Source organism: Streptomyces sp. NPDC060064 (assembly GCF_042736455.1).
Classification (GTDB): Bacteria; Actinomycetota; Actinomycetes; order Streptomycetales; family Streptomycetaceae; genus Streptomyces.
Map to the genome: position 1 here is coordinate 121,034 of NZ_JBHWWF010000024.1, position 25,583 is coordinate 146,616.

The 25,583-nt window shown below is 67.0% G+C and carries 22 protein-coding genes and 3 pseudogenes; 15 read left to right on the forward strand and 10 right to left on the reverse strand.

What is annotated here, in order from left to right:
• Nucleotides 1–164: 164 nt before the first annotated feature.
• From ACFWDI_RS26790 to ACFWDI_RS26800, 3 genes are all read left to right on the forward strand, one after another.
• The gene (locus tag ACFWDI_RS26790) at nucleotides 165–719 is read left to right on the forward strand and encodes a hypothetical protein (RefSeq protein ID WP_385307495.1); all 555 of its coding nucleotides are present in this window, start codon (nucleotides 165–167) and stop codon (nucleotides 717–719) included.
• Between the two features lie 317 nt (nucleotides 720–1,036).
• Nucleotides 1,037–1,567 carry a hypothetical protein gene (locus ACFWDI_RS26795; protein ID WP_385307497.1) on the forward strand — a complete coding sequence of 177 codons (531 nt, stop codon included), beginning with the start codon at nucleotides 1,037–1,039 and terminating at the stop codon, nucleotides 1,565–1,567.
• A gap of 165 nt (nucleotides 1,568–1,732) precedes the next feature.
• A complete protein-coding gene (locus tag ACFWDI_RS26800; RefSeq protein ID WP_385307499.1) occupies nucleotides 1,733–2,353 on the forward strand; it encodes a Ku protein in 621 nt (206 codons plus the stop codon).
• Between the two features lie 309 nt (nucleotides 2,354–2,662).
• Here ACFWDI_RS26800 and ACFWDI_RS26805 read toward each other — a convergent pair whose 3' ends face one another.
• From ACFWDI_RS26805 to ACFWDI_RS26825, 5 genes and pseudogenes are all read right to left on the reverse strand, one after another.
• Nucleotides 2,663–3,187 (reverse strand): NUDIX domain-containing protein, encoded by a 525-nt coding sequence (locus ACFWDI_RS26805; RefSeq protein WP_385307501.1) that lies wholly within the window; start codon nucleotides 3,185–3,187, stop codon nucleotides 2,663–2,665.
• Nucleotides 3,188–3,426: 239 nt separating this feature from the next.
• Nucleotides 3,427–4,239, reverse strand: coding sequence for a class I SAM-dependent methyltransferase (locus ACFWDI_RS26810; protein WP_385307503.1), 813 nt, complete (start codon nucleotides 4,237–4,239; stop codon nucleotides 3,427–3,429).
• Between the two features lie 156 nt (nucleotides 4,240–4,395).
• Nucleotides 4,396–4,656, reverse strand: a pseudogene (locus ACFWDI_RS26815) (transposase); the annotation flags it as partial.
• 63 nt (nucleotides 4,657–4,719) lie between these two features.
• Nucleotides 4,720–5,473, reverse strand: a pseudogene (locus tag ACFWDI_RS26820) (IS3 family transposase); the annotation flags it as partial.
• A 12-nt stretch (nucleotides 5,474–5,485) separates the two neighbouring features.
• Nucleotides 5,486–5,650, reverse strand: a complete 165-nt coding sequence (locus tag ACFWDI_RS26825) for a DUF6207 family protein (protein ID WP_385307505.1) — start codon at nucleotides 5,648–5,650, stop codon at nucleotides 5,486–5,488.
• 540 nt (nucleotides 5,651–6,190) lie between these two features.
• Between ACFWDI_RS26825 and ACFWDI_RS26830 the strand changes: the two genes are divergently transcribed.
• From ACFWDI_RS26830 to ACFWDI_RS26840, 3 genes are all read left to right on the forward strand, one after another.
• Nucleotides 6,191–6,466, forward strand: coding sequence for a hypothetical protein (locus tag ACFWDI_RS26830; protein ID WP_385307507.1), 276 nt, complete (start codon nucleotides 6,191–6,193; stop codon nucleotides 6,464–6,466).
• Nucleotides 6,467–7,200: 734 nt separating this feature from the next.
• On the forward strand, nucleotides 7,201–7,809 hold the full coding sequence (locus tag ACFWDI_RS26835) for a hypothetical protein (RefSeq protein ID WP_385307509.1): 609 nt from the start codon (nucleotides 7,201–7,203) through the stop codon (nucleotides 7,807–7,809).
• Nucleotides 7,810–8,727: 918 nt separating this feature from the next.
• Nucleotides 8,728–10,212 (forward strand): ISL3 family transposase, encoded by a 1,485-nt coding sequence (locus ACFWDI_RS26840; protein ID WP_385307542.1) that lies wholly within the window; start codon nucleotides 8,728–8,730, stop codon nucleotides 10,210–10,212.
• Nucleotides 10,213–10,361: 149 nt separating this feature from the next.
• Here the strand turns inward: ACFWDI_RS26840 and ACFWDI_RS26845 are convergent, their stop codons facing one another.
• On the reverse strand, nucleotides 10,362–10,835 hold the full coding sequence (locus tag ACFWDI_RS26845; protein ID WP_385307511.1) for a hypothetical protein: 474 nt from the start codon (nucleotides 10,833–10,835) through the stop codon (nucleotides 10,362–10,364).
• A gap of 407 nt (nucleotides 10,836–11,242) precedes the next feature.
• Here ACFWDI_RS26845 and ACFWDI_RS26850 point away from each other — a divergent pair, with 407 nt between their 5' ends.
• Nucleotides 11,243–11,893 carry a hypothetical protein gene (locus tag ACFWDI_RS26850; RefSeq protein WP_385307513.1) on the forward strand — a complete coding sequence of 217 codons (651 nt, stop codon included), beginning with the start codon at nucleotides 11,243–11,245 and terminating at the stop codon, nucleotides 11,891–11,893.
• A gap of 443 nt (nucleotides 11,894–12,336) precedes the next feature.
• On the opposite strand, the gene ACFWDI_RS26855 is transcribed toward ACFWDI_RS26850, so the two are convergent.
• From ACFWDI_RS26855 to ACFWDI_RS26865, 3 genes are all read right to left on the reverse strand, one after another.
• Nucleotides 12,337–12,636, reverse strand: a complete 300-nt coding sequence (locus ACFWDI_RS26855) for a hypothetical protein (RefSeq protein WP_385307515.1) — start codon at nucleotides 12,634–12,636, stop codon at nucleotides 12,337–12,339.
• Nucleotides 12,637–12,717: 81 nt separating this feature from the next.
• On the reverse strand, nucleotides 12,718–14,622 hold the full coding sequence (locus ACFWDI_RS26860; RefSeq protein ID WP_385307517.1) for a helix-turn-helix domain-containing protein: 1,905 nt from the start codon (nucleotides 14,620–14,622) through the stop codon (nucleotides 12,718–12,720).
• Between the two features lie 111 nt (nucleotides 14,623–14,733).
• Nucleotides 14,734–15,378, reverse strand: a complete 645-nt coding sequence (locus tag ACFWDI_RS26865) for an SDR family NAD(P)-dependent oxidoreductase (RefSeq protein WP_385307519.1) — start codon at nucleotides 15,376–15,378, stop codon at nucleotides 14,734–14,736.
• A 604-nt stretch (nucleotides 15,379–15,982) separates the two neighbouring features.
• Here ACFWDI_RS26865 and ACFWDI_RS26870 point away from each other — a divergent pair.
• From ACFWDI_RS26870 to ACFWDI_RS26900, 7 genes and pseudogenes are all read left to right on the forward strand, one after another.
• On the forward strand, nucleotides 15,983–16,648 hold the full coding sequence (locus ACFWDI_RS26870) for an XRE family transcriptional regulator (RefSeq protein WP_385307521.1): 666 nt from the start codon (nucleotides 15,983–15,985) through the stop codon (nucleotides 16,646–16,648).
• Between the two features lie 89 nt (nucleotides 16,649–16,737).
• The gene (locus ACFWDI_RS26875) at nucleotides 16,738–17,739 is read left to right on the forward strand and encodes an MBL fold metallo-hydrolase (protein WP_385307522.1); all 1,002 of its coding nucleotides are present in this window, start codon (nucleotides 16,738–16,740) and stop codon (nucleotides 17,737–17,739) included.
• Nucleotides 17,740–17,772: 33 nt separating this feature from the next.
• Complete coding sequence (locus ACFWDI_RS26880; protein WP_385307524.1) at nucleotides 17,773–18,849, forward strand: PhlD; 1,077 nt, start codon at nucleotides 17,773–17,775, stop codon at nucleotides 18,847–18,849.
• A gap of 781 nt (nucleotides 18,850–19,630) precedes the next feature.
• Nucleotides 19,631–21,619 (forward strand): pentapeptide repeat-containing protein, encoded by a 1,989-nt coding sequence (locus ACFWDI_RS26885; RefSeq protein ID WP_385307544.1) that lies wholly within the window; start codon nucleotides 19,631–19,633, stop codon nucleotides 21,617–21,619.
• Between the two features lie 389 nt (nucleotides 21,620–22,008).
• Nucleotides 22,009–22,638 (forward strand): annotated as a pseudogene (locus tag ACFWDI_RS26890) (ISL3 family transposase); the annotation flags it as partial.
• The gene (locus tag ACFWDI_RS26895; protein ID WP_385307546.1) at nucleotides 22,632–23,519 is read left to right on the forward strand and encodes a transposase; all 888 of its coding nucleotides are present in this window, start codon (nucleotides 22,632–22,634) and stop codon (nucleotides 23,517–23,519) included. The pseudogene ACFWDI_RS26890 and the gene ACFWDI_RS26895, both read left to right, overlap by 7 nt.
• 112 nt (nucleotides 23,520–23,631) lie before the next feature.
• On the forward strand, nucleotides 23,632–23,814 hold the full coding sequence (locus ACFWDI_RS26900) for a hypothetical protein (RefSeq protein WP_385307550.1): 183 nt from the start codon (nucleotides 23,632–23,634) through the stop codon (nucleotides 23,812–23,814).
• Nucleotides 23,815–23,935: 121 nt separating this feature from the next.
• Here the strand turns inward: ACFWDI_RS26900 and ACFWDI_RS26905 are convergent, their stop codons facing one another.
• Nucleotides 23,936–24,097, reverse strand: coding sequence for a hypothetical protein (locus ACFWDI_RS26905; RefSeq protein WP_385307526.1), 162 nt, complete (start codon nucleotides 24,095–24,097; stop codon nucleotides 23,936–23,938).
• 244 nt (nucleotides 24,098–24,341) lie between these two features.
• On the opposite strand from ACFWDI_RS26905, the gene ACFWDI_RS26910 reads away from it, so the two are divergent.
• On the forward strand, nucleotides 24,342–25,478 hold the full coding sequence (locus tag ACFWDI_RS26910) for a hypothetical protein (protein WP_385307527.1): 1,137 nt from the start codon (nucleotides 24,342–24,344) through the stop codon (nucleotides 25,476–25,478).
• Nucleotides 25,479–25,583: the final 105 nt, after the last annotated feature.

Genomic DNA, 25,583 nt, shown 5'->3' on the forward strand with positions numbered 1-25,583 from the left:
TTCGGCCGGCTCGTCCGGCCGGAAGTACTCACGCCACCACCGGCCGCCGCCCGCCTCATCGAAGCGCTCGGAGGAGCGTGCCAGACCGCGGGCGGACCGGGCACGTCGGTACTTTCTTCTTCAGCGACGGGACCAGGGGCGACCTGCAACAGGGGGAGAGATTAATGACCAAGTGTCGGAGTGTCAGCCAATGTGTGGTTGCAACTGGCTTGATTGCTCTGTTTGTCGGCGGGCAAGGCGTGGCGCACGCGGAGAAAGTACCGCTGCCGAACAAGGGATATGCGTCGATCACCGGCCCGGCAGGTCCGGGCCAGAATGTCGGGATTACCGTCAAAGAGGAGCCAGGTAATCCGCATCCGGCAGGCGTGGAAATGTCCAGTACGGCCCTGGATAAGGGAAACGCCTTGGGGGACACCGGCGCTGCCTGGGTCGGTTCTGGACGTATTCTCCCGAATGCCAAACCAGGGACGTACAAGGTGAAGTTCACCCTGACCTACAAGGGTGCCCGGTGCATGAACGAGGCAGACCGGGACAGCGTCTGCGACTACGACCCCACCGTTCTCTGGAGCGAGGTGAAGGTAGAGGCCACCGGTGAACGGCAGGCCGATGGCTGGGGATTGTGGCGAGGAGCCGCACTTGGCGCCGCGGCCGCCACACTGGCTGGGGTGGGTGTCATCGGTGTTCGCCGACGGGCCGCACGGTCTTCCCGTCCCTCCTGACCCGACAACGAGAAGCGGACGCCTGTGATCACACTCGTGCGCATGGACCGGGCTGGAGCCGCGCGCTGCCCTCTCGGGACTGGTCCCAGTCCGACGCATTCCGCCGGGTGTCGCGCTGGAACTGGCGAAGGCGCCAGAGGGGATAGCGCGATTCGAGGCACGTGAACGGCTGTCCGGCGGCCAGCATCCGGACTTGAGGGAACGGTGCGCACCAACTTCAACCTGGGGGACTACGAGACGGCCTGCTTCGCCGCGATGTACGCGGTCGAGGTCGCGGTTCGCGATGCCTCCCCGGTCTGGACAACTCCCTGGTCGGTGTGAAGCTCATGCGGGCCGCGTTCCAGCCGCACCAGAACGGCAGGGCCGGCGGTCCGCTCGCCGACGCGGAAGCTGAGGGCGGTGAGCAGGAGGCCAGCGGGTGGACGCGTGATCAGGCGAGCGGAGGTCTCTGGGAGCATGGGCTTGTGAACATCGCGAACGACTCGGACGACCCGCTCCAGCTCCTGATGGGCTTGGAGGTCAGCGCCGTGTCCTTCGTGCGCGACTACGTCGAGCTGCACTTCGACGGGCCGGTCTTGCGGGCCTTGAGCGACCCCTTGGGCGTGTACGGAGGCCGCGAGTGGCGCTTCCCCGCACCAGGGTCGCTGGAGCTCATGCGCTGCTACATCGGCAAGACCGTCGACGGCTACGAACTGGATCCGGATCGGATCCTCGCCCTGGACTTCGGGGAGCACCGCTTCGTCATCCCGCTGGACTCCGATTCAAGCGGGGGCCCCGAGACGGCCCACCTGGTCGGCGTCGACGAGAGCGGCCGGACTTCTGTCCTCGGCGGGATGTGGATTTGGTAGCAAGGGCGGCGCCGATCCGGCGTGGCCAACTATCGATCGGCAGACTGGCCAGCTACAAATCGTCGCCGGGCAATGACCTGCCGCCTCTTGGCTGTGCCTGGCCAACTATTGGTCGTGGTCACACCGCGGGATGCGCCCCGACCGGCTGCGGCCGACGCTGGAGTCATGAGGGCCATCTGGTCCGGCACGATCCAGTTCGGGATGGTCGCGCTGCCCGTCCGGCTGTACGGGGCGACCGAGGAGCACGCCGTACGCCTCCACGATGTCCACGCCGCCGACGGCAGCCGGGTCGAGCACCGGCGCTTCTGTCGCGCCGAGGGCTGGGAGATCCCGTACGAGGAAGTGGGGCGCGGCTTCGCGATGCCCGACGGCAGCGTGGTGCCGCTCATCGAGGCGGACCTGGAGCGCCTGCCGCTGCCGACGAAGCACACCTGTGAGGTGCTCGGCTTCGTGCCGGGAGCGGACATCGACTCGATCAGTTTCGCCCGGCCCTACTACGCAGGCCCGGGAGGTCCGGGTGCCGAGAGGCCGTACGCCCTGCTCGTGGAGGCCCTCGCCCGCACCGGAATGGTTGGGGTGGCCAAGCTCGCCATCAGAAGCCGGGAGCGCCTGGCACTGCTGCGTCCGCGCCATAGCGTGCTGGTCGTTCAGACCCTGCTCTGGGAAGACGAGCTGCGTGAACCCGGTGATCTGGCCCCCTCGGCGCCGGTCACGGACCGGGAGCTGGCGCTGGCCGAGGTGCTGATCAGGGAACTGACGAGTACGGACACGCCCTTGAGCAGCTGATCGCGGCAAAGGCCAGAGGTGGCGAGCTGACCGAGTCGCCAGCGGAGGCGGTGCCAGCAGTGGATCTGATGGCCGCCCTGGAGGCGAGCGTACGAGCGGCGCGCGCCGAACTTGACCGGGAATGACCAGCGCAGACGGCAACTCATGAGGACCTGTCGTCCCAGGTTCGGCCCTGAGGCCACCGCGCGGGGTGACGAGCCCCTGAGCCCCAGTGCCGCCGGACTACTGGCACGACTGCCTTCGCTTCGCTGACAAGCGCATCGCGGATCTCCAAGCTCAACGCCTTGAACAGCAGGGAACCCTGCCGCGTCAGTGACCGGGGGTTTCGCGGGCCAGCCATCTCGCATGCTGGCGCATGCGAGATGGATCGTCAGGAAAGCAGCTCTCCCACCCGTCCGCCAGGCTCATCCAGGTGGCTGGCTGCCCGTTCTCCACGATCAATGGTGACGTGGTATCCGCGACAGCGACATACGACAACCCGAGAGTCACCGGCCAGTCCGGATGATAGGAACGAACCGCTACCGCGGCCGGTTCCGGCAACAGCTCCGGCTCAATGCCTGTCTCTTCGAACAGCTCACGACGTGCACCCTCACGGGGGGTCTCACCAGGCTCGACCTTCCCGCCCGGCGGAACCCAGCCCCGCCAACGATGCTTCACCAACAACACCCTGGCGAGCCCCTGATCAAACACCCAAACCTCTGCCGCGAGGGGTTCCATGGGGCCATGCCCGGCTGCCGCCAACCACTGAGATGCGTCGTCGAACTCGGCTCTCGCCAAGCGGGCATCGGTCTGGGCCGCCTGAAGGACTCGTTGATCGAACGCATTGCGAATCATCGGGTCAAGATAGGGCGAGGGTCTGACACCAACCCCATACCGGGCGCTCGTCCCGGACGCATACGCGACGTTCAGCCCAGGTCAAAGCCGGCCTGGACGTCCTGGTGGTCGGTAAACCCGACCACGACGTTCTCATGCTGTTCGATGAGGCCCTTGGCCCCCGCACCGATAGCTGGACGGGAAAGGCGCGATGATGTCGCGGTCCTACCCGAGCCATGGCCATGCCGGTCAGAGCAGCGTCATGCCTGGCCGTGCGCTATCAGGGCCGCGTGAGGCAACACCAGCGCGCCATCAGGGCCGGTGAACTCCGCGCACAGCAGGTGAAAGTGTCCCTTTATCTCCGCAATGACCGCCTGAGCCTGACTCGTCACGATCTGCCCAATCGTCGCTACTCCGGCGGCCGGTCCGCTCCACCATTCCTCGCGCGTCGTCCGATGATCCCAGACCAGGGTGTCGCAGGCAGTATTCATCAGACCGGCTTCGCCCAGCAGCGCGGCAAGTCCCTGCTCAGTGCGTGGGAAGTCGTCCTCGGGAGCAAGAGCCGGCAGATGAGCGGGACGGGCGACACCGGCCGCTTGGACCGCCCTGCCGAGGAGAGCTTGCCCGGCGGCCGGGGGCACTGCCCAGATCGTGACCGCTATATGACCACCAGGACGCGTAACCCGGCGCAGCTCTTCCAGGGCTGTCCGAGGCCGTCCCACGTGGTTAAGGACGAAGTTGCCGATCACGGCATCAAACTCATCGTCGGCGAACGGAAGTCGGGGCAGCGAGGCAAGCCGCACGTCGGCCTCCGGAACCGCCTGCGCGGCTCGGGCAACCATGTCCGGCTCAGCGTCCACCGCCGTGACCTTCGCTCCCCGCTCACTTGCGGCTGCCGCGACGGTGCCAGTGCCCGTTCCTACATCCAGCACCCGCGCTCCCTCGCGAACTCCGGCAGCACGGAGAAGTCCAGGCGCCGCATACGCACAGAGCTTTGCGAAACTCGCAGCATAAGCATCGGCCTGCCCTGCCCACGCCCGCCGCTCGGACTGATCAAACACCGTCTGCGTCATCTGTCCCCTCCCAGAACAACCGCCACTGCTGCGTCAACAGCACCGGTCTCCGACGCTAACGCAAGCCTGATCAACAACGGCCAGGGGATCAAAAACTTCCCAATGCCGTTGTCAAGCCAGAACGGTGACAGGTAGTGGGGCTTGATAAGTCGCTCCGTCAACCGCTGTCTCGTCACCAGGACGCAGGGCACCGAGGTCCCGACGCATACGGGCCTGGTCTGCGATTACGAACGCGTCTTTGGCGTCCGTCTTGCCCTGGCCTCGGTAGGCGGCAGAAGCATGGTGAACTGCCAAGCCGGTGACGTAGACCATCGGCTGGTCGTGGCTGAGCAGGAGGCCGATCAGCAGGGCGGCACCGCCGTGGTTGATGTCCACCGCCCACAGCACGTCCCTGGACAGCGCAAGCACGTCGGAAAGGGTCTGCTGCACGATCGGGTGACAGGTTGACGTGCCCCACGGTTTGGGTTCCAGCCGCAGTGGCTAACTGACGGCGGGGATGGTGTCTTGCTCAAAGAGTAGTTCGTACTCGATCGGGGTGCGGTAGCCCAGTGCTGAGTGGCGCCGCTGTCGGTTGTGAAAGACCTCGATGTACTCGAAGATCGCGTTCGCCAACTCGACCCGGGTCTTCCACCGCCTGCGATTTAACAGCTCGATCTGCATCGAGGACCAGAACGACTCCATCATCGCGTTGTCCAGGCCGTCCCCGACGGTGCCGAACGATGGCAGGAGCCCGGCGTGGCGGACCCTTTCCCCGAAGACCCAGGAGGTGAACTGGGCACCGTGATCGGCGTGAACTATCCCGCCTGGTTCGGGGCGGCGGTTACGAATGGCCATGTCCAACGCGTTGACCACGAGGGTGGAGTCCTGTCTGGAGTCGATCGACCAGCCCACGATCTTGCGGCTGAACGCGTCCAGGACCGCCGCGCAGTACACCCACCCTTCCCTGGTGCGGTGTTGCGTGATGTCAGTGACCCACAGCTCGTTGGGGCGCAGCCGATGGAACGTGCGGTTGACCAGGTCGTCGGCGGTGACGACGCCACGCAGGCGCTTCACTCGCACCGGTCCGGGCAGTCCGAAGATCCCGGCCTGTGTCATCAGCACCGACACGGTCCTCGAGCACACCCGGATTTCCATTCCCATGGTGAGCTCGGCGTGTATGCGGCGGTAGCCGTAGGTGCCCCGTGAGGCTGACATGGACCTCGCGGATCAGCCCGGTCACCCAACCTTGCAGCAGACCCCCGTGTTCTCACGCCCGCTTGGCCAGGCACTCTCCACAGTCGGTCGGTGCCCGACCAAGCCCCACCCGGTTCAGTTCGTGCAGGGCGGCCAGGGCAGTCGCTGCGTCCGCGGCCGTGATGTCCAGCAACAGCAGGCCTGGCCCGGACGCTTGTTGCTCGTCAATAGCGTCCATGGTCCAGGTGAGGCCCGGCAGCCGCCGGGCGGTTCTCCTTGCTTGGCAGATCGCCTGCAAGGGTGAGCGTAAGCCTGCGGGCGCGACGGTGTGTCCTGCTGCCGGGTGCTCAGTCGCAGGCTTCGAGACCGTGCAGAGGCACCTTGAGGGCGAGGCACGCGAGCGCGTCGTGAACAGCCGGATGTACGCAAGTGCCCTATCGAGAAGCGCGGTTGAGGGAAGCCATCTGCTGGGAGGTGCCTTAGCAGAGTCGCAGACATCGGTTGCCGTGCATGATCATCAGCGAGAGGCGTGTGGCAAGCTGGGTGTGGGTGCAGGAATGTGCTCGCGCAACACCATCTAACTGTACGGGGGACGGACGAAGTGTCATTCGATGAGGAATGGGGCCTGCTCAAGGCTGCCGCAACAGCCAAGCAGGACTTGGTGCAGATGTAGTTGAACCACGCGCCGAACGGTGGCGATCACCCTGGCGTTTCAGGAGCCGGCGGCGAAGGATTCTCGGCGAACGCAGCATCCATCAACGGCAGTTCGCATCTGCTCATGGAGATCGCCGGACTCCTCTACGAAGGCCGGATGGACGGCGAGAACGCGACGACGTGCCGCTCTCCGCGCGCGCACGCCGATGTCGCCTCGAACGTCGACACGTTCGCCCGGTTCGCGAAGGACCAGTACAACGACATGGTCGTGCTTCTCGCGGCGCTGTCCACCAAGCTCAAGGCGTCGGGCAACGACTACACGAGGATTGACCAGGACATCCAGGGGCGCATGAACGCCATGCTCGACTGCGGGCGCTACGTCGCCCCCGGGGACAGGTGATCGGCCATGGCATACCGCAAGGACGTGGAGTTCCTCGAAGACGCCAACCCGGCGCTCATCGACCGCAACGCCGCGGAGTTCCGACGCCTCTACACGCTGATCGAGTCGACCGACGATGCCTTCCTCAAGGCATCAAAGGTCGACTGGCAGAGCGAGGCGAGCGACCTCTACGTCAAGCGCCTCAAGGAGAGCAAGAGCATCGCCGACGCCCTCTCAGAAGCCTTCCGCAAGGCGGGGACGGCGCTGGCCTCGTATGCGGACGCCGTCACGACCGCCAAGGGGCACTACAAGAACGGCAAGCACACCGAGGGAAAACTCTCGGACGTCATGTCCCGCGAAGCCGAGGCGATCACCCCGACCGCCCGGGCCGCCGAGCCCCTGCGGCAGTGGGAAGACCTGCGCGGGACGAGCGGCGTGCTGGACTTCCTAGCCGAGATGACCGTGGACGTGGACGCGATCCGTGAAGAGGCCGAGGGCTACTACAACCAGACCAAGGGCCACTACGGCGATGCCCTCCGCGTGGAGTCCGAGGCACGAGAAAAATGCGTCGCCGATATCAAGGCGGCCTACAAGTCGATCCCCGACTATCAGGGAACCATCCCGAACCCGGAGGAGTTCCTCAAGGGCTCGGACCCCTGCAGACCGAGGCGCGGGAGGCGAATGGCAGCCCGAACGTCCAACTGCCGGGATCGGGGCCGAAGGTCGATGCGATCCCCACGGTCGGCAGCAATGTCGTGGTCTCCGAAAGCCTGTACCGCATCTCGACACGGGTCGACGGACTCCCGGACGGCCAGGGCAACAACTACTGGCTGCCCTCGAACTCCGACGAAGGGCGCCGCGAATACATATCCGGCAACAAGGAACTCATCAAGGCCGCGGCAGCAGACTCGGGCCTCCCGCCCGAGATGGTCGCAGGTATCGCCTGGCAGGAAGTCCAGGGCGACCCCGGGGTCCTGGACGATCTGGCCTACGAAGGACGCAAGATCCTTCCGGGCAGCGAGGACCCCGACCGGACCTCCATGGGTCCCATGGCCATCCAGGTCCGCCGGGCCGCCGAGGTACTCGGCTACGATCCCCACAACCTCACCGACACGCAGCGAAGTGTCATCGTCGATGCGGTGAAGGACCCCGCGAAGAACATCTTCATCGCCTCCGAGTACCTGGCCCAGCTCAAGGCCGAGAGCGGGTTCGCCGACGTGCCCCCCGAGCAGATGACCCGCGCGCAGATGCAGGAACTCGCCGCCCGCTACAACGGCGGCCCCTACTACGCCAGCGACGACGCCCAGGCGTACGGTCGTGGCTTCGACAACCGATTGGACCAGGCCAAGGAGGCCATGAGGTGAGCGGCAGCGCGAGCCCTTCGACCCAGCACCACGATGCCTCACGCCCGAACACCTCCGGTCGTTCCGGGGCCGTGGTGTGTGCCGTGATTCTCACCTTGGCGCACCTGATCACCGCCTACGTCACGTTCCTTGCCTACGCGGCCGAGCCGGCAGGTCCCTGGGACAGGGAGACCGTTTCCCACTCAGGTTTCGCGGCGGGACTCGCCCTGGCCGTGGCCGCCGCGACAGCGCTCCCGACAGTGCTATTCGTGAAAGCCAGGTGGCTGCGCACATGGTGGTTTGTCCTCCCGGCCGTGCTGGCCACTGCTGCACTCCTGCGACTAACACTCTTGGCACCTGAGCTCTGACGGCGGCCGTAGGGGACGGCAATGGCACTGGACGATCTGAGCCGTGTCTTGGCGGTCAGTCGTCTGGCCTGGCGAAGATCACGCCCCGGCCTTCCGTCATCCCGGAGCTCTGTACGCGCCGTAGCCCTGGTCTATTGGGGGTTCGTGCAGAGGCGAAGGCCTCACCGCATCCTGTTGATCAGGCTTTCGCGGTGAGGCCTTGTCTTGGGTCTTGAGATGGGGTTGTTAGCCGGTTGGTTGGCCGTGCCAGGTTTGGTAGATCGTGATCACGGTGGTGATGAGCGTGCCGATGACTGGTGTCCACAGCCGCGTGGTCCTGGCTCAGTGCCGGGTCCTGTGCGGCGCCTGGGCCTTGCTGCCGGGTTTCCGCTGTTGCCGGTGCATCCGTCCCCCTCCTTGGTATGCCTCGGGCCCTTCGCTCCCGGGGGTTCGTTGGGTCCAGCGTGGGGTCGGGGGTTTCCGTAGTCAGGGACTGTAAGAAGAACGGCCCTGTCTCGCATTCGGTGGTGACGCAGAGTCTTGAAGGGTCGTTGACATTCGTGTGAAGGATGTCAACGAGCTTGTGCAGACGGTGTTTTCAGGGCTCTCCCCGCTGGTCATCGAGGATGTGGTCGACGAGGGCGAGCGGATTGTGGTGCGGGCACGAACTCCGCAGGACACCGCGGTCTGCCCGGTGTGCGGGGCGTCGTCGGGGCGCGTGCACGGCTATCACTGGCGGACGGTGGCCGACACACCGGTCGACGGGCGCCGGGTGGTGGTCCGCGTACGGCTGCGGCGCCTGGTGTGTCCCACGCGCGGCTGCCGCAACACCTTCCGCGAGCAGGTGCCCGGAGTCCTGGAGCGATACCAGCGCCGCACAGCTCGTCTGACCAGGCAAGTCATGGCCGTGGTCAAGGAGTTAGCGGGCCGGGCCGGAGCACGCTTGCTGGCGATACTCGCTGTGGGCATGTCGCGTCACACGGCCCTGCGCACTCTGTTGCGCATCCCGTTGCCCACCGGGCGGGTGCCCCGCGTGATCGGTGTCGACGATTTCGCTCTGCGCCGACGGCACCGCTATGCCACCGTGGTGATCGACGCCGAGACCCATGAGCGGATCGACGTGCTGCCCGATCGCACGGCCGACACCCTGGAGGCGTGGCTGCGCGAGCATCCGGGCATCGAGGTCGTGTGCCGTGACGGCTCCGCGACCTACGCCGAGGCCATCCGCCGTGCCCTGCCCGACGCGGTGCAGGTCGGCGATCGCTGGCATGTGTGGCACAACCTGTGCGAAGCCGCCCTGAGCGAGGTGAAGGCGCACAGCAGCTGCTGGGCCACCGTGCTGGACGCGCCCCTTTACGACGGGCCCCGGGCACAGACCACTCTGGAACGCTGGCACCAGGTCCATGACCTGCTCGAGTGCGCCCGACGTCTGCAACTGGCCTTGAACACCGTCAAACGCTACGCCCGTGCCGATCGGCCCGAGCGAATGCTCCGCGTCCCCAAGTACCGTGCCAGCCTCGTCGATCCCTACCGCGAGCACCTGCGCACACGCCGGGCCGAAGACCCCGCCGTCCCCGTCCAGCACCTCTTCGAAGAGATCAAATCCCTCGGCTTCACAGGCTGTCCCAACCTCCTGCACAAGTACATCAACCAAGGGCGCGCGGACGCCGACCGCAGCCACATCTCCGCGCGAAGACTCGCCCGGATGCTGCTCACCAGGCCCGACAACCTCAAGGCTGAGCATCACGAGCTCCTGGCCCGGCTCACCGCCGCCTGCCCCGAGATGACCCAACTGGCCACCCGAATCCGGACCTTCGCCCAACTCCTGAAGCCTCACCCAGAAAATGCCGACACGCTCGAGCTCTGGATCGTCCAGGTCCGCGCAGTCGACCTGCCACATCTGCACGCCTTCACCCGGGGTCTGGAGCGAGACCGCGACGCTGTGATCGCCGCGTTCACACTCCCGTACAGCGACGGCCCCACCGAGGGCGTCAACACCAAGACCAAACGGATCGCACGCCAGATGCACGGACGAGCAGGCTTCACCCTTCTTCGCCACCGCATCCTCCTCGGATAACGGCACCCTCCGTCACCACCGAATGCGAGACAGGGCCGTTGATTGGACAGTCCCCTGCTCCGGGTGGCGAAAGTCTGCAGTGATCGTTTCCCACGCTCGTGGTCATCCTTTCCCAGTCCGCTGTTCAGCGCTGGGGCGAAGTCAGGGCTCTACGGCCACACGACCTCGCCGTCTCGAACCACCAGGGACTCGAACCGGTCCGACTCGCAGAACCTGGTCCAGCCCAGGTGGACCGTACCGGTGGAGGGACAGTGCCGGTCGTCGGCCTTGGTCGCCAGCCACCTGAGCAGTTCACCTGTGCGGTCGAATTCGTCAGGGTGGATCTCCTGCCGAACGGTCAGGGCCCATGGCCCGTAGCGGGGGTCCTCTGGTCGCAGCAGCACCGAGACGAGCGCTCCGTCCACCTTCCGGGCCTCCCCGTGTCGGCCTAGCAGAGGCACAGGACGGTCCTCTGCGACGAGTTCGCCGCGGTCGTCCTCAACAACGACCGGAAACTCGGGCACGATGTGGAGAGCCTCTGGCTTGGGGCCCAGCCCGAGATGCCACCGAAGCTCTGTGACCTCCTCGTCGGACAGATTTCCCCCCAGGTTCAGGACGACCGAGAGCTCATAGATGTCAGCCATAACGGCAAGCTATCGCCTGGGTATGACGATTCCACCAGCGATGTGGCCCCGGCCGCTCTCGGCAGCTGGGCTGCATCATGCGTTTGCCCACCTACTCGCGCGCGGAAATCCGGCGGCTGCACGGGCCACCTCGGCCCGCCGATGATGGCCGATGCCAGGGAAGTTGCGCCGCCACACGGCGCTTGGGCGCGGACCAGCCTGGCTGACGAACGGGGTGGTGACGAAATGCGCCCTTGGGGTGACGAAATGTGAGGTGGACGTTCAGTCGGTGGGGCGTCCCTGACCGCCCCAAGGTGATCAACGAGGGTCCTGTTCCGCGTCCCCGTTCGCGAGTCGGGGATGCCTGTCATCCGGGGACCGCTGATTTTCGCTGGCCCCGGGGGATTCACGTTGTTACAACCAGTCGCATGGGAATCTGGACCGACGCGTTCATCGCGCCCGCGGAGCCGAGTCTGCTGTCCCGGGAGGCCTTCGGCCGCCTCGTCGTCGACCTGGCGCGCGAACGGGTGGTCCGTACGCCCTGGACGCTGATCGCGGGCAAGCTCTGTGTCAACGCAAGCCTCAACTGGGGCAGCGTCAGCGGGCAGGCCCGCTGGGACCGCCCGGCCCTGAGCATGCTGCTGCGCTCGGATGAGGTCTCTGAAGAGTTCCAGGACAACGACCCGCCACCCTGGGGCCACTCGCATGAGCAAGCCCGGCTGCTCGCCCGCGGTGACGGGATCCTCGACGTGCTGCCTGCCCTGCAGCAGGCGCCATACGGGGACGAGGACGTCGCCGTTGTCTTCGACTGCCTCGACTTCGGCAACCGGGCCATCGTTGACTACTTCCGGTTCGAAGACCACCGCACCATGCTGGTCTGCTTCGGCCTGGCCCGGCCGCAGAACCGGCCCCTTGCCACCAACGATTGTTGGGAGCCCGGCGGGCCGGTCCACCCGGTGCGCACTTGCGTCGTCCACACTTTCAAGCACGCGACGGAAGACGGTGCCGTGCCGGCGATCGTCTCCGTCGCTGCCCGCCACTTCGGCACCGCCCTCGTCAGCGGCGAGACCTGGGGCTGAGTCGGGAATCAATCGCGCCGACCTAATCGAGGGACGCCGACCGTCTCTCCGGGGCGGATCGCCAGCGCGCTTCGGGTGCGGCTTCTTCGACTGTGCCACCAGACCCGGAGATTGTGCTCCGCACAGACTCCCCATCGGGGTCCGGCCCAGGCCATCAGCGATCAACCCGGGAGGCCGCCTGACTCCGCCGTGCTCGAAGCCCCTGGGAATCCCCCGACATTCTCACGGGACCTTCACCCGCGAGAGCTCAGAAAGCCGCAGGTCACAGAGTTTCGTCGGTGGCACGACTTCTGCTCGTGCCTGACCCGGCGCGGTGACACGCTGTTCGAGATCACGGACGCGATGCTCTGCGAGAACGGGCCGGTGACCTCGCCGGTCGATCTGACGCTGCTGGCCGAACACCGGCGCGGGCACGGCGCGCTGCTCCCCAGGTGGGGTGCGGTTCAGAGAAGTTTCTGCGGGGCCTGGAACTGATCGACAGGGGCGAGGTTGCATGCCGCCTTGGGCCCACCGAGGAGGTGACCGCCGATGCCCTCGCCTTCGGGGAGGGGCACGAGGCAACGGCCATCAACGTTGATGAGCGGCGCACCGTAGGTGTTGAGGATGCCACCGGAATCTCCCGTGATGGCGGAGGTGCCGTTGCCGCCATCATCGGCGGCATGGGCGGAGGTTGGTAGGGCCACCGCAAGCAGTGTGGTCGCGGCGAAGGTTCCAAGGAGAGCGGTCAAGCGCCGGATCTTCATGACCTGACAACGGCCGAGTGGGTGGAACAGTCACGGGAGGTTCAAACACAGCTTCTCACCGCGCCAGCCCCGTGCTGTGCGTCACGCGGCTACACACAGTACGGGGTCGCATGACGCGATCTCCGGGGCGCCGGTGAAGATGTGCAAGGCGAAGTGAAGATCGCGGATCCCGGCGAGAGACCCAAGGTCACGTGAAGTGAGGGTCTCCAATGCTCTGAGGTGAGCTCGGACGGTGACCTCGGACAGGCCCAGGGCTTTGGCGGCCGGCTCAGTGTGCGCGTCACACTTGAGCCACTCTGCGGCAGTGGTGAGCAGCCCACGCCGGTCGTGGTGAGCGTGACGCAGAAGAGCCTGCGCCCAGTCGCTCATCTCGCAGGAGGACAGCAGGGAGTGCAGAGTGGGGGCCGGGCCGGTCTCCTGCAGGGGGAGCGGTTCGCTCCGGGAGACCAGTTCCAGGGCCAGGCTGACGGCCGCCCTGTGGGAAACCGTTCCGAAGTTCACGTTCAGCAGGTCTGCGGCGCGACTCATCCGTCTGGCGACCGTGTTGCGGTGCAGGTTGAGGCGCCGCGCGGCGACCGTGTACGGGTAGGCGAGCGCGGTGGGCAGCGTTTCCCGGATCTGGTCCCACTGGTCATGGGACTGCATCACTGGGCGCAAGCGTCGGCGCGCCCAGCGCTGCGCGTCGTCCGCGGGGAGCAAGCAGACGAAGTCGGTGCTCCGGGTCGACAGCGCGACAGAACCGGGCTGGTGGGCCGCGAAACGCTGCGCCGTGACTGCTTCCCGGTGGGCTTCAGCCAGCAGGGCGAGGGAGTACAGGTCGCTGCCGCCGAGGGAGGCGCCGGGGCCGAGGGCGCCCACGATGCGCGTGAGCTCACTTGCGACGCTGTTGTCACCTTCTTCGCCCGGGGGCACGGGATGGACGACGAGAAGGCGCCCGGCATCGCGTTCGTCATCAACGACCAGTGCACGGGCGGCTGTTGCCGTCTCGCACAGCCGAACGGCGACGTCTCGTTCAGCAGGGGCAGCCCTCATGACGAAAACGCGGACCACGTCGGTGTCCAGCAGGCCTGGCGACAGTCCTGCCATGACGCGCCGTGCTTTGTCAGTCTCTCCTTCCATGAGGAGCTGCATGGTGACCCTGCGGGCTGTCAGCGAGGCGTAGGTGGCTGCGCGGTACTCCCGGCGTGCCTGGTCGACCAGGCCGAGGAGCCTCGCGGCGTGACGGATCAGCCGGATATCGGCCTCGTCATAGGGCGCGATCGACGCGACGGCCAGGACGGTCTCAGCACCGGTCCCGGGTGCAAGGGAGATCAGCTGTGTGTGAGGTGCGGACGCGCAGTCGACGCCGCTGCCTCCGACAGACTGCTGAATGACGGCCTGCGCAAGGTGCTCCGCAGCGGTGGCTGGCGAGGCCGCGAGCACCCGCCCTGGTTCGCTGACAAGCACCTGAGCGTCCAGTACATCGCTCAGCCAGTCCGCGATGCGCTGCATCGCCTTGGTGTCGGAAAACTTTGCTGGCAGTTGCTGCATGAGTAGGTCGAGGTGACCCGCTTGGCGCTCGGCGTACATCATCCGGCAGTGCCGGATGCCTTCGTGCACGCCGTCCCAGGCCTCGGGCGGTGCTGAGGTGACCAGCAGGGGCATCGAGAGTTGGTCGGCCAGATCCCGCAGGGACTGCGGGTAGACCTGATGCGCCTCGGCGTGGGCGGTGACCACGAGTGCCGCGGCCTGGCGCTCCGCCATCCGGTACAGGAGAGCTTCAAGAGCCTCCATGGTGCTGCCGTTGACGCGATTCGACACGCTGCCCGTCACGAGAACGAGGGCGCCGCCCTGCAGCCGCAGGGGTGCCCCGCCTCTGACCTCCTCGACGGAGACGGTCGTGAGGCCGGCGACCTTCCGCGTGTCGTACGCGGCAGGGTTCAGCGGCCACGCGAACTTAAGTTCGAGATCAGCATTGTCGGTAGGCAACGAGCCAAGCGTCGGCATGTTCCTCTCCTCCTTGCGGGCCCGCGTCCTTCCGGCCGGCCTTCCATCCCTGCGGCGGTGTTCCGACTCGGCGGCCCTCGGGCCATGCGAGCGGACCGATATACGGCGGTGTCAGGTCCCTGTGGCCGCCTGACCGTTGACGGGGACGAGAGTCCCGGTGATGTGGGAGGCATCCGGCGAAGCGAGGAAGTTCACGACGGCAGCGACGTCCTCCGGCCGCGCCAGTCGACTCATATCCTCGGTGGGCAGCACCGGGGCGACCACGTTGACTGTCACCCCGTGGCTGGCCAGGTCGCGACCCAGCGAGCGAGCGAATCCGACGAGTGCGTCTGCCGACGAAATGTAGCCGCATGGCCCGGCCTCGCCCTGAAATTCCACAGCGGAGACGATCAGGATGATGCGTCCCCAGTCACCCCAGCGCATTTCCTCAACAACGCGCTCCACCAATGGCATTGAGCCGGCGGTTATCTCCGGAGCGGTGTCGTCCAGCGCTTGCAGATGCAGCAGCGGTCCGTCGCACGTGATCTCTGCATTCGCGACCAGGACCTCAACGGGACCGTGAGCGTCCTCCACCTCGCGGTACGCGGCCTCTACCTGAGAGGTATCAGTGAGGTCACACGGAACGGCGAGCATGTCGCCGGGAGGCTCAATGCCCCGGTACGTGACCGCCACCCAGTCGTCCTGCGCCGCGAACCTCGCGGCAATGGCCTTTCCGACGCCCCGATCTCCACCAGCGACCAGTACGGACCGAGTCATGAGGCAGCTCCAACTTCCCTACCGCTGTGCCTATTTCCTGCCAAACGCGGACGACACGCCGGTCGTGCATCGCGCAAACGCGGGTGCTCGCCCCCGCGATGCACTTGTACAGTGAGTAACGCGTCGCACACCCGTCGCAGGTCAGCTGGGCTGCGCTCGAGGTGAGGGACCCCAGGGCACTCCCTGCGCGGACTGGTCACGCCGATCGGGAGGAGGGGGATGGGAATGGCCGAGACATTCGGCTTGTTGATGCCGTCGTTCGTCCGGCATGGCAGATCCCTGCCTGCTTTTCCCGTACTCCCATAGGTACGAAGCACCCCCGCGCCTCATGGAACGGCGGTCACCGCTCCGGGCATCCGATCCTGTCGGAGGACCGCGGGTTGATCTACGGGAGAGTTCCTGCACCTATTCCATTCCCCGCTTTGCACGCACCACCGCACCACAGCGCTGCGGACAGGGAGTCATGGTGGGCATAGACGCGGAGCATCCGCTCCAGCAATTGCTGGCCCCCAAGCGGGCTCAGATACGCCCCGAATCGGTGGGGCTGCCGCCGCGGCCGCCGGACACTCCCGGGCCCAAGCAAGAAGGCCTCACGCAATCTCACATGGACCTGCTTCTGCAGCGAGCGACCAAGACGTACGGGCGGTTCGAGCGGGGCCGGCTGCCGCACCCTCCTGAGGATCTGTTGGTAGCGGTGGGCAGGTTGCTGCGGCTGACGACGGACGAGTACACGACCATGTGGGTGCACGCGCGTGGACACCAGCCCACGCATCCGCTCGCCCCGGACGCCGGGACAGTGGTTGCGGCCAACTGGCAGGAGGCGTGCGACGGTCAGCGGCACATGATGTACGTCACCGACCTCGCCTGGCGGGTCCTGTACTTCAACCGAGCCTTCGCCGACATGTTTGAGGGACGGCAGGTGCCCGAGAACACTGCGAGATGGATGCTGCTCACCGAAGAGGCGCGCACCACACTCGTGGACTGGGAAGCAACGTGGGCTCCATCCGTCGCGGCGCAGCTGCGAACGGCGTACGCAGAACACGGCAACAACGAAACCCTTGCCGCACTGGATCGCGATGTCCGCGCCGACAAGGCCGCCGGACCGATCTACACCGAAGGCAGCGACGCATCCATCGCGCCCGACGGGGTGGACCGGCGGCTCAGGCATCCGCTGCTGGGGCCCGGACTGGCCAAAATGGTCGCATCGACGCCCTTTGCAGCGCCTGGGGCACGAGCCATCGTCGTGATCTTCGAGCCGGACGCCTCGTAGCACCGGCGGCGATGGCCCGAAGGCCAATCGCCGCCTAACGAAACGTGGGGATCTTCACAACTCTGAACCGGCAGCACCAGAATGCGGGCATGCGTATTCCCGCTGATCTGACCAGAATTGACAATCAGGTTCACGCCTGGCTACCCGTGTTCCCGGGGACCTGGGGCATGGCCAATTGCGTGCTGATCGCCTCCGGCACCGACGCGCTGCTGGTCGACACCCCCTACACCGCGCCGCTGACCACGGCACTGACGGCGGCAGCACACCGCGTGCTGCCGCCGGGCGTAGCAATATCCACGGTCGTCACCACGCACGCCAACGGCGACCACAGTTACGGGGCCGGTCTCTTCCCCGCGGCAGAGGTCATCAGCACCGATGCGAACCTGACGCACCTGTGCTCCGAACCCACACCGTCCCAACTGCAAGCCCTCCTGGACCGATGCCAGGCCGCGGAGCCCTTCGACCGCTACCTGCTCTGGCACTTCGGGCGCTACGACTTCACCGGTCTCGAGCTCACCCCGCCCACCCGCACCTTCAGCAGCCGCCTCGACCTCCGCATCGGATCCCTCGATGTCCACCTGATCGAGGTCGGCCCCGCTCACACCGCCGGCGACCTCATCGTGCACGTGCCGTCCAGCGGAGTCGTCTGCGCCGGCGACACACTGTTCGTCGGAGATGTCCCCGTTCACTGGGCGGGACCGCTCAGCGGCGTGATCGACGCCTGCCAGACCATCCTCGACCTCGATCCGCGCATCGTCGTCCCCGGCCACGGCCCGCTCGTCGGACAGAAGGAAGTCGCCCACTACATGGACTACGTCCGCGAGTTACTCGACCGCAGCCACACCCTCCACAGCCAGGGCGCCTGCCTCGACGCCGCCTCCCACACCCTGCTTGAGGAGCACCGCCGCCCCGACCTTGGCCTGCCCGAACGGATCGCCGTCCTCGCTGCGATGGAATACCGCCACCTCAACAACGCGGCCGACCCCCTCCAGCTTGTCGAGATACTCAGCTCCGCGATCCGCCTCGCCCCCGGGCGGTGCCAGACTCCGTACCGCCGCGGCACAGCCTCGTCGCGGCCTTCGACCGCCTGACCTAGCAGTCGAATCCTCAATCAGGGAGTCTCCGTGACCCGAGCCCATGTAACTCGCCCGAGCATCGCGCTGCCCGAGCATGAGATCACCACGGACGAAATCTGCGCTGACATTCAGCGCGCCCATCCCGACCTGCCCCGGCTCGGCGTGATGCTGCGCTACGCCCGCAGGACGCAGGTCGCTACCCGGCGCTTCACCAGGCCGCTCAGCCACCGCGCCATTTCCGGCGACGCCCCGATCGCCGAGCGCAATCAGGTCGCCTTCACTGACGCGGCCGAGCTCGCCGTACGCGCTGCCAAACAGACCCTCGCCCAGACAGGCCTCACCGCCAGTAATGTGGACTGCGTCGTCACGTCCCACACCAGCTCCTGGACCGTTCCCGGCCTGGACGTCCACCTGATCGAAGAACTCGGGCTGAGGCCCGATGTGAGGCGCATCCCCATGAGCACCCTCGGATGCGTCGGCGGCGCCCAAGCACTCGCCAAGGCCGCCGACCACGTCACTGCGCACCCGGGCAGCACTGTCCTGGTGGTGGTCGCGGAAATGCTCAGCACCGTCTACAACCACGCCGACGCCAACCAGCAGTCGGTGATCTACAAGACGCTCTTCGGAGACTCCGCCGGCGCCTGCCTGGTCACCGACACCCCGCCCGGCCCAGGCCTGCAGATCGACAGCACCTGGGAATATCTCCTGCCTCGCAGCCGCGAGCGCTACTCCGGGCGACTCGACGCCAGCGGCCTGCACTTCGACTCGGAGAAGTCGGCCACCGAGGCACTGAACGACGTCATGCCAGCCCTACAGACGCATCTCGGCGAACAACGGCTGCGCGAGGTCGAGTTCGCGGTCATACACCCCGGCGGGCCCAGGGTCCTGGAAGACGCAGAACGCGGGCTGGGTATTGATCAGGAGCCCAAACTTGAGGACAAGGCCAAACTGACCCGCCACTCATGGTCCACCCTCCGCGAAGACGGCAACCTTGGCGGCGTCGCCGTCCTGTCCGTCCTGTCGCGAACCCACGACGACCCCCCAGCCGACGGGGCCCGCGGCCTGCTCCTCGGTGTCGGCCCCGGCTTCAGCGCCACCGCATGCACCGCCACTTGGACAGCCTGAGCCCTACCCGCACTCCACGGTGACAGTGGCCCGGGCTCGACTACCCCCGCCACCATCCCGCCGCGGACGGCCGTCCCCCGTCCGCGGACCGCGACCCCCTTCGAGGGAGACGCGACCACGACGTTCTCATGCTGTTCGATGAGGCCCTCGACGGCATGGAGGACCCGGGCAGTCACATCAGCCGGGCCCTGGAACGGCAACCTCACTCCTGCTCGATTGGTTCGAGCCCTTCGCCTCCGGCCAGGCGCGACCCTGAGCGGGGATTCAAGACCAGCAGGGTCTGAGGGCCTATCCGACAGCCGGTACGTACGGCGGGAGCCGATCGCGAAGCAGTCCGTGTTCCCCGCTCAAACCGCGTCCAGTTGGCGCGCCCGCCATGTCCTGGAGGCCGAGGCGGGCGCGCCTTCATACGCGGAGCCGCAGGAAGCGGTCATCAAACAGGCCGGTCACGAAGATCCCGCCCGAAGCGGTCCGCCCGGTCGACGTGCGAAGGACTCCCGGGCGGACTCCGCCCTCCACGCTGCCCTGACCGCCGAAGCCACGCCCGTTGACAGGGCCGGTGCCTGAGCCGAACGAGTCGGCCGCAAAACCGCTGCGGTCAGCCACCGCACACCCGGCCACGCACACCGCTGCTCGCAGATGCATGATCTGCCGTGCCGCTCCACTCCTTCTCGATGCCACGCTCTCGACCACCACCGCGACACAGAGGAGGGGGGCAGGTCGGCGAGCAGGTCGTCCATGCGGCAACTGCCCGGGGGTGCCGGAACGTCTTTGGGGCATGATGCATCCGAGCCCCGATCTCCCGCCGCGCTGGCCGCACTGCGGCCACGGTGCGGCGCAGGCCGCCCCGGTTGGCTGCCGCGGCATCCACGTCCCTGGACACGACGCTTGCCTTGCCCACCTGGACGATGTTGATCGCACCGCCTACCTGGCCACCCTGGCCCCCGGCGCCGACATCGACCACCGCGGCACCCCCTTCACCGAGGAACTGTTGAGCGAACTGCTCACCGCGCTGGGGGACTTGGCCACAGGCCGGCCCTGCCTCGGTCGCGCCCAGTTCGGCGGGGCGAGGTTCAGCGGCGACGCCCGGTTCGGCTGGGCGAAGATCGGCGGCGACGCCTCGTTCAACGGCGCGGAGATCGGCGGCGACGCCCGGTTCAACGGCGCGGAGATTCGCGGCGACGCCTGGTTCGACGGCGCGGAGATCGGCGGCGACACTTCGTTCAGTGGGGCGGAGATCGGCGGCGACGCCTGGTTCGACGGCGCGAAATTCGGCGGACACGCCCGGTTCGACGGGACGAAGATCGGCGGCCACGCCGGATTCCGCGGCGCGGAAATCGACGGCCACGCCTCGTTCGACGCGGCGAGGATAGGCGGCCACGCCGGATTCCGCGACGCGAAGTTCAGCGGCGACGCCTGGTTCAGCAAGGCGGAGATCGGCAGCTACGCCGGATTCCGCGGGGCGGAGATCGGCGGCGACGCCCGGTTCGACGGCGCGTTGATCGGCGGCGACGCCTGGTTCGACGGGGCCAAGTTCAGCGGCCACGCCGGATTCCGCGGCGCGGAGATCGGCGGCGACGCCACATTCAGCGAGGCGTTGATCGGCGGCGACGCCCGGTTCGACGGCGCGTTGATCGGCGGCGACGCCCAGTTCCTTGGGGTGGTGTTTGAACGCGCTGCAGTGATGGGGCCGCTGGCGTGCACGGGGACGCTGGATCTGTCAGAGGCGGTGTTCGAGAAGGCGGTGATCATCGAGGCGGCCACGGCGGCCTTGCGCTGCTGGCGGACGCGGTGGGCCCAGACTGCCGCGCTGCGACTGCGGCACGCCACCGTGGACCTGAGCGACGCGGTCCTGGAGTACCCGGTGAGCATCGCCGCCCGCTCCCGGCCCTTCACCGTAGACAGCGAAGAGATGGCCGAAGCCGGCCTGACGGATCCTGGCGTACGGGCCGTATCGCTGCGGGGTGTGGACGCGGCGCACCTGGTGCTCACCGACATCGACCTCACCAACTGCCGGTTCGCCGGGACCATCCACCTCGACCAACTGCGGCTGGAAGGGCGATACACCCTGGCCGCCGCCCCCTCCGGTCTGCGTCGACGTGGGATGCGACCAGTGCGCTGGACGCCGCGCCGGACGCTGGCCGAAGAGCACCACTGGCGCGCCAGCCGCGGCACCAGCACGAGGGGATGGACACCCGCGCCGGAGGGGGAAGAGGTACTGGAACCGGCCGCGCTGGCACCGGTCTATCGGCAACTGCGCAAGGCCTTCGAGGACGGCAAACACGAACCCGGCGCCGCCGACTTCTATTACGGCGAGATGGAGATGCGCCGCCACGCCGACGACATCCCGTGGGCCGAGCGGAGTCTGCTCACCGCGTACTGGGCGCTTTCCGGCTACGGCCTACGGGCCTCCCGTGCTCTGGGATGGCTGCTGGCAGCCATGACCGCCACCCTGCTGGCGATGATGCTCTGGGGCTTGCCGCAGAACGACCCGAAGCCCACCAGCACCGGCACCCTCACCGGCCGCAGCATCACGATGACCACCGAGACACCCGATCCGGTCAACCCCGACGGGCCGTACCGCGAGCGTCTGTTGTCGACCGAGCGGTTCGAGAAGTCCCTGCGGGTGGTGATCAACTCGGTGGTGTTCCGCTCCTCCGGCCAGGACCTGACCACCACCGGCACCTACACCGAGATGGCCACCCGCCTTACCGAACCCGTACTGCTGGGCCTGGCCGTCCTGGCCATCCGCGGCCGCGTCAAACGGTGACAGCTGCCGCTCCCACGAAAAGGGACACCAGACGACCACGGCGTCGGGCACTGAAGCACTCGGTGCGCCCCAACCGTTCGCAAGCCGACCCGCGACATGGTTCAGTGCGACAAGTTTTAGCGCCCCGCGCACTGAAATCTTCTGTGCAGCTCGACAGTCGCGGCCGTGGCTTCGTCGATCTCTGGGGGCTCTGGTCCACTTCGTGTGGTCGTGTACACAGGGTGACTGTCGATCTTCGTGTGATGGCGGTTGAGTTCGCCCGAAAATCGCCAGGCTGGATGGTGGTGTGGTCGACAGTCCTCGCCGTGAGCGAACTGCTGCCGCAGCTGGATGAGCTGCTGTTCTCCTCGGTCGAGGGCGTGTTGGTGGAGTCGGTCCAGGTGACCGACATGGTCGTCCAGGTCGAGGCTCGGACGACCGTCAAGCGGGCGGCCTGTCCGGGGTGCGGATGTTGGTCAGGCCGAATTCATGGCTCCTACCTGCGGTTTCCTCGTGACCTACCGACGGTGGGCAAGTTCGTCGTGGTGTCCTTACATGTACGACGGTTCGTCTGCGCGGAGGACTCCTGCCCACGCAGGACCTTCTCCGAGCAAGTCTCCGGGCTCACCCGCCGGTTCGGGCGACGGACTGAGCGGTTGCGATCGACGCTGGTGTCGGTCGGTCTTGCGCTCGCGGGCCGGGCGGGTGCCCGCATGACGGATGCCTTCAAGGTCCCGGTCAGCAGGAACACCCTGTTGAGGCTGATCGCCTCGCTTCCGGACCCTGCCACCGCCACACCTCGTGTGGTCGGCGTGGACGAATACGCCCAGCGCAAGGGGCGGGTCTACGGAACCGTGCTCGTCGACGTCGAAACACGTCGTCCGATCGACCTCCTTCCCGACCGGGAGGCTGACACTCTCGCGGCCTGGCTCGCCGAGCGGCCCGGCATCGAGATCGTCTGCCGTGACCGGGCCCCGTTCTTCGCCGAAGGCGCCACCCGCGGTGCTCCGCAGGCCCTCCAGGTCGCTGACCGATGGCATCTCTGGCACAACCTGGGCGAAGCTGCCGAGAAGTGCGTCTACCGGCACCGCGGCTGCTTGCACCCCATGCCGGAGCAGCCCGAGGAACCGCAGGAAGGGGCGGAGCCGGCTGCGTCGTCGCCCTGGCCGACAGGGCACCAGTTCGCCGAACGCACCCGCGCCAAGCACGCCACCATCCATGCTCTCCTCGCTGCCGGTCACAGCAAGCGGTCCGTCGCCCGGCAGCTTGGCATGACCCTCAACACGATCTTGCGCTTCTCCCGTGCCACGACTCCGGAGGACATGTTCACCGGTCAGTGGCAAAGCCGTGTGACCAGGCTCGACGACTACAAGCCTTACCTCGATCAGCGTTGGCAGGAGGGCTGCACCAACGCCTGGAAACTGTGGGAGGAGATCAAGGAGCAGGGCTATCCACGCGGTTACGCCAGCGTTCGGGATTACGTCAGCAGGACTCTTCGCGGCAAGCCCCAACCGGTCGGCCCTCGGCCGCCATCGGCCCGCGCCGTCACGCGTGGATCCTCACGCACCCCGACGCTCTACCCGAAAGCGACCAGACCCAGCTCAAAGCCGTCTTGGTCAACTGCCCCGAACTGGCAGCGCTCGCCGAGCACGTGCGCTACTTCGCCCACATGCTCACTGACCTGCAAGGCGACCGACTCCCCGAATGGATCGAAGCAGCCAGCGCCACCACCGAACTGCCCAGCCTCCGCCACTTCGCTCAGCACCTCCTGCGTGATCTCGACGCCGTCACCGCCGGCCTCACCCTCCCCTGGAACTCCGGCGTCGTGGAGGGCCATGTCAACAGGATCAAGATGCTCAAGCGCCAGATGTTCGGCCGCGCAGGATTCGAACTCCTACGCAAGCGGGTTCTATTGGCGTGACCGAGCGTCACCGGACCACACGAAGTGGACCAGAGCCCGAGTTCGGGAGGCACCCGCCGCTGACCCGATGGGTACAGGTACTGGAGTGCCCAGACTCCAGGGGCCGAGCATCGTGAACCGTGCTGCCGACATCGTCACCAGCTACAGCCAGGCCGGCGGCTGCACCCTCAGGCAGGCGTTCTCCAGCCCCTCGGAGGTGTCTGCCGGGCCGGTCGTCCGCCGCTACTTCAAGTGGTCCCCCGACGCGATCGCCGAGCTGACCAGCCTGCTTCCCCCGGGCGACAGCCGCCGCTGAGCACGCGCCGTGCAGCTCACGCCGCTTTGGGCCTGTTGGACCCAAGGCCCCCGACCGGGTCGGCCCGGGGCATCTGGCAGCGCCGGTGGAGGGCTCTGGCGGCGCTCTCCACCGGGTTTCGCTACGCCATAAGCTGGTGAAGGGCGAGCACGGTCGCGCCAGCGGCGCTGAGCCCCGGCAGTACGCCTGCCAGGCTCAGGACGAGTGCGCCCGCCACGACGCCGGCGAGCAGGATGATCGCCCAGCGCTGCGGCAGGGGCTGGGGGTTCTGGGAATCTGCCACGTACTGTTCTCCTTGAAGAGTTCTTCGAGCAGGCGGCCCCGGCTGGTACCCGGGGCCGTTCGCGTCCGTGCGAACGACGAGCCGCCGAGCCCGCGTTGAGCGGGCCTAAGTCAATTTTCAGCGGTCTGGAAGAGCCTTCGTGGGGCGTGATCAACGTTTTGATCCGGGTAAAGAGCGTTAGCGATTCCCTTGGCCCGGATCAAAACTGCGGGATCAAAACGCTAACCAGTTTTTGGGAGCGGTCGTGGCTGATGCACTGGAGACGAACGAGCGCAGACTGCGCCGGCTGCGGCAGATGCAGAAGACCGGCTCGATCACGAATGCTTGTGAGGCCCTGGATGGCATCTGGAAGGCCGGGAAGCAGCCGGGCTCGATGGTCCTGCGCAGCACCCTGCTGCGGGCCGACGGGGAACGGTCGAGGCTCACCAAGCTGGTCCTTTCACGGGGGATAGCGCTGCGCTTCTACCTGCTGGCGGCCTTCGAGGCGCAGTGCCGACTGGACACAGGAGACCCCTGGCAGAACGTTCTCCCGCTGAAGGGGTCCGGATCGTGGTCCGCCCTCGTTGCCATCGACGGTGGGTACGACACCGCGTCGGGTACGTACGACACCGCGTTGGATAACATGCCCCCGGAGCTCCGCAGCAGCGCGAGGGTGGAGGAGCTGTGGCGCAAAAGGAAGCTGGAGGCCCTGCGGCTCCAGCAAGTCAAGGGAGCCCTGAGAACTCTGGAAGAACTCGGCCAGGAAGACGCCCTGGTCACCATGCCTCGGGGCGCGCGCGGACAGCGGTTGTACGAGAACTTCTCGCTCATGGAGGAGAGCGGGCGGGGCGATAAGCAGACCCCGGACTTCTACACCGTCCCCGCCCTTCACTGGGCGGCCCACAAGACGATCACGCTCCCCAAGGACTTCTTCCTGAAGGGCTGGATCCAGGTGCTCAATCCTTCCGAGGTCGCCACCTGGCTCATCCTGAGAATGATGAGCCAGTGGGCGCCCAAGAAGCACCACACGTCGGGCGTCTTCCTCACCACGCGGCCCCGCATGCAGCTCTTCGGCCTACGTGACGAGGCCTGGGAGGACGGCTGCCAGCGCCTCCTCGAATTCGGCCTCATCCGCCACGCCGAGCCGCCCGAGACGGAAGACGCGGCCGAAGGCGCGGACTCCGACCCGGTGATGAGGGCGCTTTTCTCCCAGCCGACTCGCGTCCGCCAGCGTTACGAGCCGCACTTCTGGCAGATGACCGACGGGGGGCTCGCCCAGGATGCAGCGCAGAAGTTCGACCGGGAACTCACCCTTCGGCAACAGGCACTCGACACTGCCGCCATGAAGCGCGCACAGCAGGATCCCGGGCGCCCCGCCGGTGGCCGTCCGGCCGACGAGTGAGGCGCGCACCGTGTGAGTGGGCGCGTTGGTGGCATTGGGTGGGTGTCAGCGGGGTGGGGGTGTTGAGTGCCTGGTCCGGGTGCCGGTACGTGGGTGGGTTCGCTG